The organism is Arachidicoccus terrestris (assembly GCF_020042345.1).
In the GTDB taxonomy this organism is placed as follows: Bacteria; Bacteroidota; Bacteroidia; order Chitinophagales; family Chitinophagaceae; genus Arachidicoccus; species Arachidicoccus terrestris.
Genome location: NZ_CP083387.1, coordinates 323,262 through 338,188 on the forward strand (window position 1 = coordinate 323,262; position 14,927 = coordinate 338,188).

Sequence of the window (14,927 nt, forward strand, 5' to 3'; positions counted from 1 at the left end):
TCCACAAAAAATTTGATCAATGCTCCGGCCCGGACGCGGCCATCAAACTTGTAAACTACCAATTTAGGTGCAATAGCAGGCCATTAATTTAGAGATGTATTAAAGAGATCCGGATCCCCAAAAATAACTTTTGAAGTGCCATACTATTATCTATCGCCTTTATATATTAAATTTAAAACCACGCCTAGAAACATCAAAGGATTGTTGAATTTTTTTTCGAATAAAAAATAAAGTAATTTTGGATAGATAAGTCAAAATCCCAAAACAAACTACGAAAATGGAACAATTTATAATCGATGAATCAAATTACATCCAATTTCTGCAAAATGGGCTCTCTCTCATAATCGACCAGGCATTTATTTCCAGTAACTCTCTGACTGTTTGTCCAAAATTAAAAATTAAAAACATTCAGAAAAAATCTCTTCAATTATTTATATCTGGAAATCAGTTACCACACACAGAATTAGAAATAACGGATTGCACGTATGACAAAATTGTTATCGAAAATTGCGCCTTCAAAAACGTGACATTTAATAGTGTTGAAGTCAGCGAACCAAAAGAAGGAGCAATGCAAATATATAAAACCTTCATTGACTCCTCAAATATCAAAAATTTAGGATTTTACTATTGCACTTTATACAATGGTATAATTGTCAGGCGAGGAACAGAAACAGAATCTTTGTCAATTGATAATACTCTTATTGATCGAAACTTCACATTTCTCAATTCCAAATCAAATTCAATTTCCGTTAATGCTTCAACGATATCCGAAATACAAATTATTAGAAGCGACTATCCGAAGGAAGGAGAAACAACCGAGGTTGAAACTATTAACATCTTCAGGACTGAAGGATTAAAAAATATAAGAATATGGGAAGTCGCCTTTAAAGAAATTAATATTCGCAAAATTGTTCTTAATAAAACAGATAAATTAACTGATCACAACAACGAAATTTTCATTACGGTACCTGATGGTTGGAAAGATGTTGAAGAAATAAAAATTGGCAATGCCTATATATATTCAAAAATAGTGATAGCCATAGACAAAATAAAAAGTTTAAAAGTGTTTGACTCAAATTTAAACAAGGTATTCTTTAACTATAACGAGGTAAAGGAATTAGCCCTATTAGACTGCAAAATAAGCGATACCATATATTTTGGAAATATCTCATCTATTAAAATGGTTGACAAAATTTTAATTGAAAACTGCATATTTGAAGACACTTTTAATATGAGTTTAAACTTTTTAAAAAAAGAGTTGAAATTAATAGGATTAATATTCAATAAATATCCATCTTTTTTCAATAGAAATTTACTACACAAAAATTGCAAAACAGATTTCAATTATTCAAATCTCAGGAATTTAATTTTTCAAAGAATAAATTTTGAGAATTTTTCATTCAAAAACTTTGACATTAGTAACGCAGAATTCAAAGATTGCACCTGGCAATCTGATGAAAGAAAGGGAATTATAAAGAATACAATAACAGATGACAACAAAGAAATTAAAGATACAAATCAACTGATTAAAATAAAGAACATTTATGCCAAGCTTAAACTTTCAACCGAAAAAAGCTCAGACTTTCTTAATTCAGAGAGGTTTAATATTTCAGAACAGGACATTAAACGCAGAATTCACAAGAGCAGAAAACATCACGTAGAATATATTTTAATGGGCTTCCATAAAGCCATTAGCACCTACAGTGAAAACTTTAAGAAGCCCCTATTTTTCATTTTATGTGCTATTTTGATATTTGCTTTGGTATTTTTATTTTCAGGATTTTATTCAGGTGACAGACTTGTAAGATATGCGTTATCATGGCAAGCCTCTAATGGCATACAAACCATAAAAGATTTTTTTAATTCTATCATATTTAGCACTAAAAACATTCTTCCATTTCAGATAAACAAGGAGTTTTATTTACAGTCAGGCGAATCCCTGCCATTAACTCAGACGCTTGAATTGATCCAAAGAATAATAAATTTAATTCTGGCAGCATGCTTTACTGCTGCCTTTGTAAGATATTTACGAAAATAGAAAAAGGTCAATTAAATCGTGCAAATGAAATTATTTCAATTTGAAATTTTTAGGTACTTCTTTCACGGGGACGTCGATATTGATTTTGTATGCCATAGGGATATAATCCTTTAAATCATCGCTTATACTATTACCAATATGTTTCTTCGGATAATATAAATTTGCGCTGATATTTGAACTAAGAGTGATAATTGAGTTATCAGGATATAATAAAGAAGCGCCCACCATCCAGTGCATGCTTTCATCTCTCTTCTCGGATAAGTACTTCGCATCGCCAGCGAAACCCCATCCCGAGATTTTGCCCGCTTTACTGACCTTTTTATACAATTGATAATGAATTTCGATTACATTAGCGACCTGAAGCACGCCGAATATTGTTTTAGGAGAAAGTGTAGGGTTAGCCTTTCTAATGTTCTTGATTCTTTCGTTAAGGCGCTTCCAATCAACATCACCATTAACGATTGACGTATTACTTGTTTCCGTAACCGTATATTTTACTTCGTCCGTGTTTTCCATATTACCAGAAACGAAGCTTAGATAAGAAGCAGAGAGTGCCAAGGATTTATCGGCGACCTGACTCATTATCAGTTTAGGCTCTGTTTTAACTTTTGGCACAAACGCGTTATTTTTCAACACCTTTTCTCCCACCAAATAAGGCCTGTAATTGCCCCCCGATGAATCGGGTATTAAAAGCACCAACGAGCCAGGTAAATCACTTAAGACATTCTGGGCTAAAATTCCATGAGGAATTTCGATGATATTCAACAGGGGACTTTGCTTGTCTGTCACCTGGGCATTTATCGCTCCAGCTGAAAGCAGGCAGATCAGCAGCAAGAATTTCATTTTCATAGTTGTCAATTTTTAGTTTTGATATAATGAATAAAGTGCAGTTAGGCATGCTCTCATAGGTGGTAGCAGTTTGTATCGAATTAGCTCATTTAAGCGGATATAAGCGTTTATAAATTCTTAAACGGTTCTTTTTGTTCTAGATTACGGGATAAGATCTATGACAATGATATTAATGCGAAAACGAAAACGATTGTAAATACCTATACGAAGATAATGTGATTTCGGGATAGAAAGATCAGGGAGAGGGCGGCAATATTAAATTCGCAAAAAGAATTAATTTGTAGAGGTTGATTATCAATCATGGAATTTTTGGAAGTGGGTGGGCTGGTGTGATTGTGTGGTGGATGGGTAGTGGCGTTTATCAAAAAATTATCTTTGGGGGTAATCCAAGAAAGACCAAGTTGGCACAATGTACCTCTATAATATTTAGTCAATAGGTGCAGATTATCGGAGAGCTGACATCCGATATGCGGCGCTTCCATCTGGAGGGGACAACGCCCATGGTGCTGAGAGGTCAGAGTTTCAAAGCGCTGATGCAGGAATTCAGAGGCGAATGGTTCAGCGCCTGGTATAGCCGCTATTGGATCAAGAGTCCGACGATACTTAACGCCAGAGGTGATATTCCCTTTCTGGAGCTCAGGATCGCCTGGCGTAATATCATCAGAGGCAGCATGGAAGCGATCAATGAGCCGGAGCTCAAAATGCATTATTTTACGATCAGCTTTGACACCCATGTCAATACCACCGCGATATTCGAAGCCGCGGCTCAATACGAGACCTTCGACATTCATATCGAAGTCAGGATGCTATATGAATTCGGGGTGGATTATAAGGTACTGCAGGAATTTATCGACAAGGTGCTGACCGGCACGGCGGGTAATATCGGCGACACCACCTACAGCTGTCCAAAAATCATGATCGACGCTGTCTTCGCCATACTCACCAATCCCTATAGCGGCAAGGAGATGAAACTCTTTATGGAATGAAAGATCAAGGACATACTGATTGCTGCGTTAGTCAAGATCGGAACTCCGGAAAAGATCTTACCTTCGGTGCTGAACAGCATGGATAAGGAGAAGCTGGACGCGGCCAGGCAGATTATCGCTATGTCCGTCCCCTCCTACCCCGGCAATAAGCAAATCTGTAGACATACAGGGCTGAATGAAACGAAGCTCGGTGTCGGGTTCAAGCATTTTTTCGGGGAGTCGCCCTATGACTATTTCCTGCATCAGAAGATGCTGATGGCAAAAGAAATGCTACTTTCGACCGACGAGAGCATAGAAATGGTTTCGATTAAGCTGAATTACCGGTGGGTGACGGGGTTCGCCAGGGAGTTTAAGAAGCATTTTGGGTATAGTCCCTCGGAGTTCAGGGGGAATTATAGGAAGACGAGGAAGAAATATTAACTGCACTCAAAAAGAGTCAACGAGGGTCTAATCCATTGGAAATTATATCAGACCTTAATAACTAAAGGTGTTGGGAAATATTTGAAGGTCGACATTCAATGAAAATACTTATTTTTACCTAACACCGAAACACATTAAAATGAAAAACTATCTGTATTACCCAAATATGGAGCCTCCGACAAAAGAATGGCTAAATTTCGCAATATTATATTTGGATAAATTTGAAAGTATTGTACCATACAATCGTCGCCACCTTGTCAGTGATCAATTTAAGCAATTAGAGAATGAATCGGATTTGGTAGAATTCTTTTCGCCGACATCTGATCAAGGAGTTAATGCGACTAGAGATGCTATAGTAGAATCACAATGGATGTTAAACCATTGCTACCAATCTGGCCATTATTTTAATACCATTAATATAAATCGAGATTGGAAAAATCCAAATACTTGGGATTACCAGCTTTACTTCGAAAAATATCATATTGAATGGAAACTTTTTTGTGAGAAAGAAGGCATTGGAAGAGTAAACAAGAAGGGAATTATGCTTCCAAAAAGTTTGGCTTTTCTGTACATGACGCATTTAGCAAAATACATCGCGTTTGAGCAGGATCTAGATATCATAACTGATAATTTAGAGTTTGACAAATATGTGAATTATTCAAGAACTAGAACGATAGTAACAAACAATCAAGATCAGTTTATTAGAGGTATAATAAAACTACAAACTCCAAGGGACATTAATGAAATCCCTTTAAATAAATTGATAGATTTCCGTAATAAGAATCGCGATTTAATTAGCGCTTTTAATATTCAAATTGATAAAATAGAAGATTCCATTGGAAAAGGTATTTCTGAACAAAAGTTTATTGACGATTATAATTATACAATTAAAGGAATGACAGAAGCGATTTTGCGTTTATCGAAAGAGCTAGTTCTTGTACCATTGGGGTGGTATGCGTTGGTTCAACATGCACAAGCATTGGCACCACAATACATCAAGGAAGTGTTTAGTAGCCTTGCAGCTATTGGCGGAGGAATCTATGGCGTTAGAAAAGCGCTTCAAAAAAATCAAAATAGCAGAAAGTGTAAACGATATCTAACGAATCTTACCAATTTGAAATAGACATGTATTCCTTGACTACGAGATCCTTCCACGCCTAAAAAAATAAATTTAATTAAAGCTGTCCTCGGTCCATATATTTCTCTCAATACGTTTTTTCTTAACATCTTCAGAAAAAAGTACATTTAAGTCCCTTCTATATTTTTTAATTAAAGCGAGATCTTTGTCTAAAAACTTAAAACGTTCAACAATTTCATCAACCGGTCCTATTTCAACTCCAATCCACTTTCTACGTTTTATTTCTGCGACAGCAAAAGTTGTCCCTGACCCACCAAATGGGTCAAAAACAATATCACCTTCCCTACTTGACATTTCAATTATCCGGTCCAATAACTTAACAGACAACTCGTTAGCCCCCTCTCGGCGTTTATGTGATTTATGGCGAACAGGAGGAATATCTAACCAGACATCGGAGAGATTCATTCCCTTAGGATTCAATTTATTTTTGTATCCTCCGTAATCTTTAATTTCATTAAAGCATTTCCGGCAAGTATCAAGAGATAGCCTATCCGGCTGAAAATAATTAGGCCTAGGTCCCTTTGTATAATAAAGAAGCGAATAATGTGATGGGTAAAGCCTATTACTTATCGGCAAAGAGAACTTAATATCATTTGCAATCCAATTCTTAAAAATTAACCTCTTAGATAAAAAATCAGCTATAAAAATATTCCATTTTGGAATATTCCAAATAAATAGCGTCCCTCCAAATTTTAGAATCCTAACACATTCATCTAACCACTCTTCACACCATAGTTGATATGCCGTTTCTGACAGATTGTCATCAATATTAGACCTATATTTTTTATTTAAATTAAAAGGTGGGTCAGCAAAAATCATATCGATGGAATTATCTTTAATATCCTTCATTGCATCAATGCAATCACCCTTATATAAGGTACCCAATTTAGTTTGAAGACCTATCTTGACTTTTTTGTATTTATGCACTGGCAAAGTTCCTTTTGCCATTTTTATTTTTAACCTTAAATCGTAAATGCCTAGTTGAACTTTTAAATCATCTGCTTTAATTCCATAAAATTCTTCAATTTTGTTCAATTCACTGGTGGTTGGTAAAATACCATTCTCATTGTAATACTTGAATTGTCCCCGATTTAATGAAAGGACCTGTTCTACCTGGGCAAAATCCTTATGATTATCCTTAATCCCCAAAATATCATTCAATCTATTAAACATCCTGTTTTTTGGCAAATATACAAAATTGACTATAGTCTACAAATTTTTACATCACATTTCTTGATCTTTATGTGAATGGAAAAAGATTATAAGGATTTTGAAATAATTGTTGGCAACAAATTAAAGGAAGCCAGAATAGAGAAAGGAATTTCACAGGAGGATCTTTCAATAAATAGTGGGCTAGATAGATCGTACATTTCAATGCTTGAAAGAGGCAAAAGAAATCCTACATTGTTAGTTATTTTTAAACTCTGTCAAACACTTGATATCAGCCCAAATCTGCTTATAAAAAACATAGAAGACGCTTTATGAAAGTAATCTCCATAAATATATTGAATGCCCACGGAGATTTTGCTTCTTCTCCAGAATTTCTAGATATTCAAAAAGAACTTACAGATGCAATAGAAGAGGTGACATGGGGTAATGAAAAAGAATTTTGGATCAAACCTGAGTATAAAGGTAACGGTGTTAAGCCAATTAGACACCTCTTCATTGACAAGCTTACTCCAAAAGGCTGGCAGAAAGAAATTAGAATGTCGTTTGCAAATGGCATGAACCCTGGGCCAATTGATGCAATAAGAAATACAAAATTTGGTGTCTTCGCAGTTGAATGGGAAACAGGAAATATATCTTCATCTCACAGAGCGTTAAATAAAATTGCAGTTGGGATAATTCAAAAGCAAATAGTAGGTGGTTTCCTAATATTACCTGTTAGAGAGATGAGCCGATATTTGACCGATAGGATTGGAAACTATGAAGAAATTGAACCATATTTCCCAATGTATGAAAATCTGAAGTTAGAGGGAACATTAGGCGTAATCTCAGTTTCATTTGACAGTTTAAACAATGATTCTCCTTTAATCCCTAAGGGAATTGACGGAAATGCAACTAAGATTATAGGACAAATATAAAGCAAAGGAGATTGTACCCTTTTTGTTCGTCTAGAAGGTACCTCTGAGCTTATTGATCCTTTTCTATGCCCTTGTCAGCATCGGAACTCTGGAAAGGATATTACCTTCGGTTCTGAACAGCACGGACAAGGAGAAGCTGGACGCGGCCAGGCAGTTTATTGCTATGTCCGTCCCCTCCTACCCCGACAATAAGCAAATCTGTAGACATACAGGGCTGAATGAAACGAAGCTCGGCGTCGGGTTCAAGCATTTTTTGGGGGAGTCGCCTTATGACTATTTCCTGCATCAGAAGATGCTGATGGCAAAAGAAATGCTACTTTCGACCGACGAGAGCATAGAAATGGTTTCGATTAAGTTGAATTACTGGTGGGCGACGGGGTTCACCCGGGAGTTCAAGAAGCATTTTGGGTATAGTCCTTCGGAGTTCAGGGGAAATCACGGGAGAGGTTGAAGGGGGACGGGTAGTAAATGTTTTTAAGCGGATAGAAGTGCTTAGAAATGATTAAATTCGATTTTTGAATTCTTCTTCTAATAACAAAATAATCTCCGCTACTATTAAAGGACAATAAGCGCTTTTTGCCACCTCCTATCCTGCTCCAGGTTGGCGGCCCTGTAAAGGAAACCCGGCTGGATGGGCAGGAAGAATTCGTGTTCTATCCCTGGTATTATTTTGTAGATCCGGTGGAACATCTGAAAAAATATGGCATATCAAAATATATGCGCTGGAAAAAGAAGCGTAATTAAATCTTAAACAAATAGCATATCCAACTCTCTTTACTTTATCTGCGGCATGGGGGAAGATTTATCGATGGATACGATTTTCCGCCGCATCATTGCCTTATCTCTAAAATGTCGGGAGATCTCCTGGGTCAGTTCAGTGTAGTTATTCTTCTGTTTGTTTTCCTGGTAGTAGTAGATCTTGATGGATTTACAGTTTTCATGTTCGAAGATCATATTGAGCATGGTACGATCGGAAAGTCCACAGGAGTGGCCGAGAATGAAGACCTGGTATTCATCCGCATCCAGGAAACGAATTAGGTTATAGTAGTTGGAGGTCTTGAAATAGCCAAAGGATTTGATGTGCTCAAAATAGCCATTGTTTTTCTCCAATTCCATTTTCGCGTAGTCGGCGTCGAGCTCGTCTCCGAAGCCGAAGATGATAGGATTATCAGGATCACCAAGCTTTCCATGGATATAATTGACCGAGATGTTTTTAGCTATTGCTTTATTTTGTAGGTATTGCTCGATGGTGTCCGTATAATTGAAATTCAGGACCATAGCTTCTTTAGGTGGTTTATTTTGATCCAGGTCTGTTTTTAAAAGTTCATTTATATTAATTGGACTGGCAAGGATATCATAAAATGCAGGCTGGAGCATTACAGGTTGAATTGTCTTAAGGTAGTCTTCCAGTTGCTCCCTAATAAAACTGAATGCATCATTGAGGGCTTTCAATTCCTGCGCTTTTGTTTCCGATTCGGCAAATAAATTAACCTTTAATTTCTCATAATACTCATTTTCAATTTCTACCCAGGTAGATGACAAAGATTTAGTCATGAGACCATCTAAAAATTCAGACCTATATTTTACAATGAAAGGGTTGGAATCAAACTCCATCGTTTCAGTGTGCATCAATGATGTAAATCCGTTGGTATGAATTAGTTTATCTACGAACTCAGCAATAGGATTTGCGATAGAATACAATAACATAGTGGCATGCTGTGTCTTTTGAATCCATAACAACTCGTCCTTATATTCGCCGTGCTTTAAGCACCGCTCAAAACTTTTTTCGAGATACCAGAGGATAAAATCATCATATCTTGTTTTCAGTCTGTGGGCCAGATCGAAGCCGTTGCCAATTAAGAGCAGTCTGTTCATAATAGCAGTTTGCGCAGGGCAAATTTAATAAATTTCCTGCCGTTGCCGTTAAAAAAGGCCGCCCGGAGTTTTGTATTCCGGAGCGGCCTGTTAAAATAAGTAGCAGATAGTTCTGCTCTTTGAGCATAGGGCCGTGACTAAAGACCCAGACCGCCTAATAATTGGGCTAAAGTAGCCAGTAATCCTGATAGGATACCCATAGTTTTACATTTATATTTGTGATCGCCTACTCTGTTTCGAAAATAGGGTTTTCGGCAAATCCCCTTCAGCTAACTGAAAAACAAAAGTACATTCTACAGTGTCAGAATCTGACAAAACTACCAGTTGTTCGGATTTAATTATATCGAAGCTCCTAGTCTACCAATCTAGCGCATAATCATAGTTTGGATATCTTATTACGTCCACTATACTCTTTCTTGATATTTACAGTAGATCAGCATTCGGGCGGAGAATCGAAACACCAAAGGACTTTAACCCCAATACCTTAATCTAAAAAAAATTACACATCATCCCTCTTGACGCAAATCCCTTGTTATGCAAGAATTTTCAATCATCACCTGTTTGATAATACTTATCTCTGTATTGTCGGAATTCAGAAACCGCAAAGTTTCCGAAATCACAACACTTTTCTAAGAACTCCTGATAACCAGTTTCTTTTAATATTTCTATTGGAATCCTCTCAATTACCTCTTTAGATTCTTCAACGCTGTCTAAGAGAGGAAGTGTTGGTATAGGGCCTTTCTTTAGAAATCTTGCATATGGCGTAAAATCCATTATAATCCAGCCAAACAAATCATATTTGTCCTTTAAGGCAAAATATTCACCCTTTTCTTTCTCATTCATTTTCTCGAACCATTTTGGCAATATTGGTTCACTATAAGTGAGAATTGGATCAAGTCGTTTGGCCATTTGCGGTGAAAAGTATGATTCGTACCAACTCTCGAAAAAAAGTGCTTGAAAGGCCTCCCAAGTCAAGAGCTCGACATTTGTACTTTCAGAAGCAGCGACTGAGCCTGATTGAAAATCACTAGTCGTAATAACATAACCAACATTGCATCCTAAATCGTTAACAACCGTCCTAAAGCCGTGAATAACATTTTGAGGAACATTTGTTTTCCAATATTTACATTCACAAACAATAGTGTATCTCCGGCTTTTAATTAATTCTTCTGCGTATACATCTAATTCGACTTTGCCCCTAACGGTATCAATAGTCAACTCCTTCTCAACCTTAAATCCGCATTGCTCCAAAATGTCTGATACCCTATTTTGTAAATCTTTCCAGTCTTGTGGTTGCTTAGTAGTTATTGTCATGTAATAGTTATTAAATTTTCAGGTTTCTCGCTATAACGTTTTACGCCTCGTCGTAGTGGCAAATTTCTAGAACTAAAGCTCAATAGAAGAACTACACTTGACTTTGGCTCTACCGTGGAACTGTCAAACTATTGTACTGCACCCACCAATATGCCGAAGCGTTATTGTGGCCGGTCATCTTTTCATTTGAGTGCTTTATTTATCTGTTGAACAAGGTTCTTGATATTTTTTTGTTCATTCGCTGTCAATCCCTCTGCTTCGTTATTTCGTGTCCATCGAATAAATGCCTTAGCTAAACTATACTTTGAAAAATTGGGCACTTCATTAGTGAAGATATCAATTATTGGTCTATTCGGTTGACTTGTCACTTTTTCAGATAAGTTAACTCCATATACCTCTTTAACAATTCTCACGAGTGTTTCTCTTAACAAATCTTCTATTTCTGCTTTAGCAACTCCTGGAACAAAATCTTTTGTTCTCAAAATATTTTTGTTTCCCAAAGTGTGAACCAAGTTTTCTTGTTGGGCAGCTTGGTCTCCTGCTGCATCAGAGTCTAAAAGTGCTGCAACCTTCAAGTTATGAGCAAAAAGTATTGTTGCGTAATAGACGACTTTCCCTGCTGAATTAGCAAACACTAAAGCAATTTTATCATTAAGCCTTTCTATTCCTGCATCACTCAATAGTTGGGCAGATGCATCTAAATACCAATAATCAGTAATTCCTTCTAAGATTAGGTTTCTTTGTTGTGAAAATAGACTTTGAGCAAGGTCATAACCCAAAGCTTCTTGTAATGGAAGAAGACCTGCTGGGTCACTGGATGAAATTGTTGTGTGAACTTTAGTCCCTTCTTTCCGATTTTTCATTTCCACAACTCTGACTAAATCTAACTCATCCGGTCCAACGAGAAAAGGTGAGTGAGTTGTATAAATGGTTTGATTATGTTCTGCAAGTCTAGTTATGGTTTCTCTAAAATCCCTTTGTTTTAATCCATGTAAACTCATTCCTGGCTCATCAAGTAGCAAGATTGCATTTTTGTGCTTATCCATTGCTTCAGCAAAAAATACGACAAAGAAAGAAACTAACCATTGGAAACCTTCTGAACGTTGGTCTAATTCAATGTCAACGCCAATATCATCCTCTACAACAACTTTCAAATATTGCCCATCTGCGATTACTTTCAGTTTATCCGCTTCTGGCCTGTCAGGACTTGGTATCCATACTTTTTTGATTTCTTCTGTTAAACGAACACTTGCAGCATTTAATTTGTAGCTTCTAGTGTCAAGTTTGTCTTTATAAACTTTTAACCCATCTGGATTATTAATGTCTGGGCTTTGTGTTTTACCAAGATTTGAAAGTTCTCGTGCTGTAAAACCTAGTAACTTTAATAAACATAGATTCCCGTAATCATAATATTGATCGTCAAGTAAGTTTTTTTCTGTCCTTGTTGCCAAGTGCTCCAAATGGACTGAAGGTTTTACCTTGAAGTAATTATTAAATAGGATAAAAACGGGTTTTCTTTTACTCAAGATAGCTAAGACCACATCAAACTTACCGTTGAACTCAATTTGCTCAATTAGCTTTTCGTAACGATTCTCTTCTTTTTCATTATCTTCTTCAATTAGAGCATAATTTTTCTCAAGGAAAGACTTTAGGCTTTTACAATTTTCGGTTGATAGAATAGAGGAATCTTCGAAGGTATCAGTAATTGGTTTTATTAGAATGCTAGGTTTCTTTGTTTCTTCTTCGGGATATTCAATTGAGTATTGCTTATCTAAATGTGCAATAAGTCTTGAGATGTCTGATTTGATATCCTTATAACTGAGCCGATTAGGAGCGTCAATTAATTTGTGATGTGTTGAGTTATCTATGTTCTTATAGAATTTATATCTACAGTTTCTGAACTCTTCAGGGATTTCTATTTTGTCATTCTCGTCAAGTTCAAAATAACCTGTTACAACCGTTACATTTTTCGGATCAACCTTTCCTCTGTCTATATCATTGAACTGGGAACGAGGGTAATCTCGTAAAACTTCAAAACCTTGCACATCTGCTGGTTTATTAAGCTGTTGCAAGGCTTTAAGCAAGACTGTCTTACCTGCTTCATTAGGGCCAACCATTATTGTCTTCAAAAATTCAATCTCAAATTCTCCACTATCTATTATGCTTCGATAGTTTTGAACTCTTGCTTTTACCAATCTCATATTTTTCTATATTTTTGTTTTGTTGTTTGTTGTCAATAACACTTACCACCAACGATCAAATATGGGCAACTTATAGCTCTCATAAACTAAAACTAATCAACCTGCTGATTGCTATATTAAATAGTTCACCATTTATTGTACTCGTATAAACGCATAAAAAATATTTAAACTGTGCCTACCCTTCTTCAGAAAATAAAATACATTACAAACTAAAATACATTATGAAAAGTTCATGAAATCCAGCGAGCAGGCACAAAAACAAATTCATATTCAATTATTTATGCATAAAAATGATATCCTAAGATTACTAAGTTAAAAAATAACTTTTAATGTTTCCTTTTTTTTTTGAACACTATTAACAATATTGATGGCTGGCAAACTTCTCATCCAGATCTGTTTCTTATGCAAATTGGCAGCCCTGAATTCGCCACTTCCGGACACGTTTGCTACTGAAACAGCCGTACGGGCAAGCGAAATCATGTAAAATTAAAATAGGATAATCGGAAAATTTCCGATCAAGTGACCTATATTTTACAATAATGGTACTATTCCTTCACAAAAGGATAGCCGCTTACAAGCGAATGTAAGCGAATGTAAACGGCTATAAGTATTTAATAGCGATTCAATCTCTTCAGGATTACTTCTTCAGAATGGGACCGGAATTTATAGTATGTCCCAGATTATCCTGGGATATGGAGAGCACCTCAGATGGCCCTGCATTCGGGGCAAGATAATTTGTATACTTATCAGATATGAATTAATTTAGCTGATGAGATTTGATAAACATTATCCGACAGAATGGTTAAAGCCCTACATTAAATACTTTGTCGTGTCGGAAAATGAATTAGAAAATTCATATAAAGTCTTTCCTTCTTCGGGATTAGTTGCCGGTTTTCAATACAAAGGTCAGCTCTCAACATTAAAAAACGATGCAGAGAACAAACTGACATCAGCAGGCATTACGGGAGTTTCAGACAGTTACAAAATTTTTAAAAATTCGGCGGACATCGGAACGATCCTGGTTTACTTTACTGAAGTCGGATTTACGCAATTTGCGGCACAACCCGCTCACGAATTGTTTAATTTGAGTCTTCCTCTTGACAATGTGTTTGACGGAAAATGTGTATCAGAAGTAGAAGAGAAGTTAGCACTCGCTACTACCGACGGGCAAAGAATAAAAATAGTCGAACGATTTTTAGTTTCACAGCTTAAAGACATTCAGGCTGACAAATTGATTATTGAAGCCGTAAAACTGATTTATAACAGTAATGGAACAGTCCGCATAAAAGAATTAATTGAAAAATTATGTATCAGTCAAAGCCCTTTTGAAAAACGATTTAGAAAAGTCGTTGGTACCACGGCTAAAAAATTCGCGTCCATTGTCCGTTTCAACTCCGTTCTTGAAGACTTCGACAAGACCAAATCTTTGACGGAAATCTCATATGAAAACAACTACTTTGATCAGGCTCATTTCATCAAAGACTTCAAACATTTTACAGGTGACACGCCGGAAAACTTTAAACGATTTTTGTAGAAAAACGATTTTTTACAATTACAGGAATTTTACCGGTTGCATCTTTGCATTGTAATTGGGGCGAATCGTTTAACCATCAAATACAATGTAAAAAAATGTTTACAGCAGAACAAATTAAGGCGGCGCACGCCAAAGTGAAATCAGGAGCAGACTTCCCTTCTTATATCAAGGAAATCAAAGGGTTAGGTGTCACTCACTATGAAGCGTACGTTACAGACGGACACATTGATTATCATGGAGCAGACAGTCACACGGCGAGGGTACCTTCAAAATATGCCCCGTTAGTGATTGCCGACCGGCTAAAAACAGAACAATTTAAAGCGGATTTATCGGCGCATCAACAAGGCAAAACAGACTTCCTGACTTTCATTAAAATGTGTGCGGAAGCGGGCATTGAAAAATGGAAAATCGGTATGGACAAAATGACCTGTACCTATTACGATAAAATTGGCGCGGAAGTCTTAGTAGAGCGGATACCTGGATAAAAA

The 14,927-nt window shown here is 36.4% G+C and carries 15 protein-coding genes; 10 read left to right on the plus strand and 5 right to left on the minus strand.

Translation table 11 applies throughout. The annotated features are described in order from the left end of the window. Positions 1 to 277: 277 nt before the first annotated feature. Complete coding sequence (locus K9M52_RS01230) at positions 278 to 2,038, plus strand: hypothetical protein (protein WP_224070251.1); 1,761 nt, start codon at positions 278 to 280, stop codon at positions 2,036 to 2,038. A gap of 30 nt (positions 2,039 to 2,068) precedes the next feature. Here the strand turns inward: K9M52_RS01230 and K9M52_RS01235 are convergent, their stop codons facing one another. Next, on the minus strand, positions 2,069 to 2,887 hold the full coding sequence (locus tag K9M52_RS01235; protein ID WP_224070252.1) for a hypothetical protein: 819 nt from the start codon (positions 2,885 to 2,887) through the stop codon (positions 2,069 to 2,071). A gap of 437 nt (positions 2,888 to 3,324) precedes the next feature. Here K9M52_RS01235 and K9M52_RS01240 point away from each other — a divergent pair, with 437 nt between their 5' ends. The 3 genes from K9M52_RS01240 (at position 3,325) to K9M52_RS01250 (ending at position 5,416) form a co-directional block, all read left to right on the plus strand. After that, on the plus strand, positions 3,325 to 3,873 hold the full coding sequence (locus K9M52_RS01240; protein ID WP_224070253.1) for a hypothetical protein: 549 nt from the start codon (positions 3,325 to 3,327) through the stop codon (positions 3,871 to 3,873). Positions 3,874 to 3,951: 78 nt separating this feature from the next. Continuing rightward, complete coding sequence (locus K9M52_RS01245; RefSeq protein ID WP_224070254.1) at positions 3,952 to 4,293, plus strand: helix-turn-helix transcriptional regulator; 342 nt, start codon at positions 3,952 to 3,954, stop codon at positions 4,291 to 4,293. Positions 4,294 to 4,432: 139 nt separating this feature from the next. Further along, positions 4,433 to 5,416, plus strand: coding sequence for a hypothetical protein (locus K9M52_RS01250; RefSeq protein WP_224070255.1), 984 nt, complete (start codon positions 4,433 to 4,435; stop codon positions 5,414 to 5,416). A 48-nt stretch (positions 5,417 to 5,464) separates the two neighbouring features. Here the strand turns inward: K9M52_RS01250 and K9M52_RS01255 are convergent, their stop codons facing one another. Then, positions 5,465 to 6,604, minus strand: a complete 1,140-nt coding sequence (locus K9M52_RS01255) for a DNA-methyltransferase (protein ID WP_224070256.1) — start codon at positions 6,602 to 6,604, stop codon at positions 5,465 to 5,467. Between the two features lie 75 nt (positions 6,605 to 6,679). On the opposite strand from K9M52_RS01255, the gene K9M52_RS01260 reads away from it, so the two are divergent. The 4 genes from K9M52_RS01260 (at position 6,680) to K9M52_RS01275 (ending at position 8,259) form a co-directional block, all read left to right on the plus strand. Continuing rightward, entirely contained in the window at positions 6,680 to 6,916 is a 237-nt protein-coding gene (locus K9M52_RS01260) for a helix-turn-helix domain-containing protein (RefSeq protein ID WP_224070257.1), read from the plus strand. After that, entirely contained in the window at positions 6,913 to 7,515 is a 603-nt protein-coding gene (locus K9M52_RS01265) for a PDDEXK family nuclease (protein ID WP_224070258.1), read from the plus strand. Before K9M52_RS01260 ends, K9M52_RS01265 begins: the two co-directional genes overlap by 4 nt. 52 nt (positions 7,516 to 7,567) lie before the next feature. Further along, a complete protein-coding gene (locus K9M52_RS01270) occupies positions 7,568 to 7,966 on the plus strand; it encodes a helix-turn-helix transcriptional regulator (RefSeq protein WP_224070259.1) in 399 nt (132 codons plus the stop codon). A gap of 125 nt (positions 7,967 to 8,091) precedes the next feature. Then, on the plus strand, positions 8,092 to 8,259 hold the full coding sequence (locus tag K9M52_RS01275; RefSeq protein ID WP_224070260.1) for a hypothetical protein: 168 nt from the start codon (positions 8,092 to 8,094) through the stop codon (positions 8,257 to 8,259). A gap of 30 nt (positions 8,260 to 8,289) precedes the next feature. Here K9M52_RS01275 and K9M52_RS01280 read toward each other — a convergent pair whose 3' ends face one another. The 3 genes from K9M52_RS01280 to K9M52_RS01290 all read right to left on the minus strand — a co-directional run bounded on the left by K9M52_RS01280 (position 8,290) and on the right by K9M52_RS01290 (position 12,905). Next, positions 8,290 to 9,390: an AbiH family protein gene (locus tag K9M52_RS01280; RefSeq protein ID WP_224070261.1), complete on the minus strand. Its 1,101-nt coding sequence runs from the start codon at positions 9,388 to 9,390 to the stop codon at positions 8,290 to 8,292. Positions 9,391 to 9,936: 546 nt separating this feature from the next. Continuing rightward, on the minus strand, positions 9,937 to 10,704 hold the full coding sequence (locus K9M52_RS01285) for a restriction endonuclease (RefSeq protein WP_224070262.1): 768 nt from the start codon (positions 10,702 to 10,704) through the stop codon (positions 9,937 to 9,939). Positions 10,705 to 10,886: 182 nt separating this feature from the next. Further along, positions 10,887 to 12,905 carry an AAA family ATPase gene (locus tag K9M52_RS01290; RefSeq protein ID WP_224070263.1) on the minus strand — a complete coding sequence of 673 codons (2,019 nt, stop codon included), beginning with the start codon at positions 12,903 to 12,905 and terminating at the stop codon, positions 10,887 to 10,889. 769 nt (positions 12,906 to 13,674) lie between these two features. Here K9M52_RS01290 and K9M52_RS01295 point away from each other — a divergent pair. Both K9M52_RS01295 and K9M52_RS01300 read left to right on the plus strand, forming a co-directional pair. Then, positions 13,675 to 14,439, plus strand: coding sequence for a helix-turn-helix domain-containing protein (locus K9M52_RS01295; protein WP_224070264.1), 765 nt, complete (start codon positions 13,675 to 13,677; stop codon positions 14,437 to 14,439). 95 nt (positions 14,440 to 14,534) lie between these two features. Continuing rightward, entirely contained in the window at positions 14,535 to 14,924 is a 390-nt protein-coding gene (locus tag K9M52_RS01300) for a DUF1398 domain-containing protein (protein ID WP_224070265.1), read from the plus strand. The last annotated feature ends 3 nt before the right edge of the window (positions 14,925 to 14,927 follow it).

Bases quoted from the DNA above. Each gene is read 5' to 3' on its own strand.
- K9M52_RS01230 (WP_224070251.1), top strand. From the start codon at position 278: ATGGAACAATTTATAATCGATGAATCAAATTACATCCAATTTCTGCAA.
- K9M52_RS01235 (WP_224070252.1), bottom strand. From the start codon at position 2,887: ATGAAAATGAAATTCTTGCTGCTGATCTGCCTGCTTTCAGCTGGAGCG.
- K9M52_RS01245 (WP_224070254.1), top strand. From the start codon at position 3,952: ATGGATAAGGAGAAGCTGGACGCGGCCAGGCAGATTATCGCTATGTCC.
- K9M52_RS01250 (WP_224070255.1), top strand. From the start codon at position 4,433: ATGAAAAACTATCTGTATTACCCAAATATGGAGCCTCCGACAAAAGAA.
- K9M52_RS01255 (WP_224070256.1), bottom strand. From the start codon at position 6,604: ATGTTTAATAGATTGAATGATATTTTGGGGATTAAGGATAATCATAAG.
- K9M52_RS01260 (WP_224070257.1), top strand. From the start codon at position 6,680: ATGGAAAAAGATTATAAGGATTTTGAAATAATTGTTGGCAACAAATTA.
- K9M52_RS01265 (WP_224070258.1), top strand. From the start codon at position 6,913: ATGAAAGTAATCTCCATAAATATATTGAATGCCCACGGAGATTTTGCT.
- K9M52_RS01280 (WP_224070261.1), bottom strand. From the start codon at position 9,390: ATGAACAGACTGCTCTTAATTGGCAACGGCTTCGATCTGGCCCACAGA.
- K9M52_RS01285 (WP_224070262.1), bottom strand. From the start codon at position 10,704: ATGACAATAACTACTAAGCAACCACAAGACTGGAAAGATTTACAAAAT.
- K9M52_RS01290 (WP_224070263.1), bottom strand. From the start codon at position 12,905: ATGAGATTGGTAAAAGCAAGAGTTCAAAACTATCGAAGCATAATAGAT.
- K9M52_RS01295 (WP_224070264.1), top strand. From the start codon at position 13,675: ATGAGATTTGATAAACATTATCCGACAGAATGGTTAAAGCCCTACATT.
- K9M52_RS01300 (WP_224070265.1), top strand. From the start codon at position 14,535: ATGTTTACAGCAGAACAAATTAAGGCGGCGCACGCCAAAGTGAAATCA.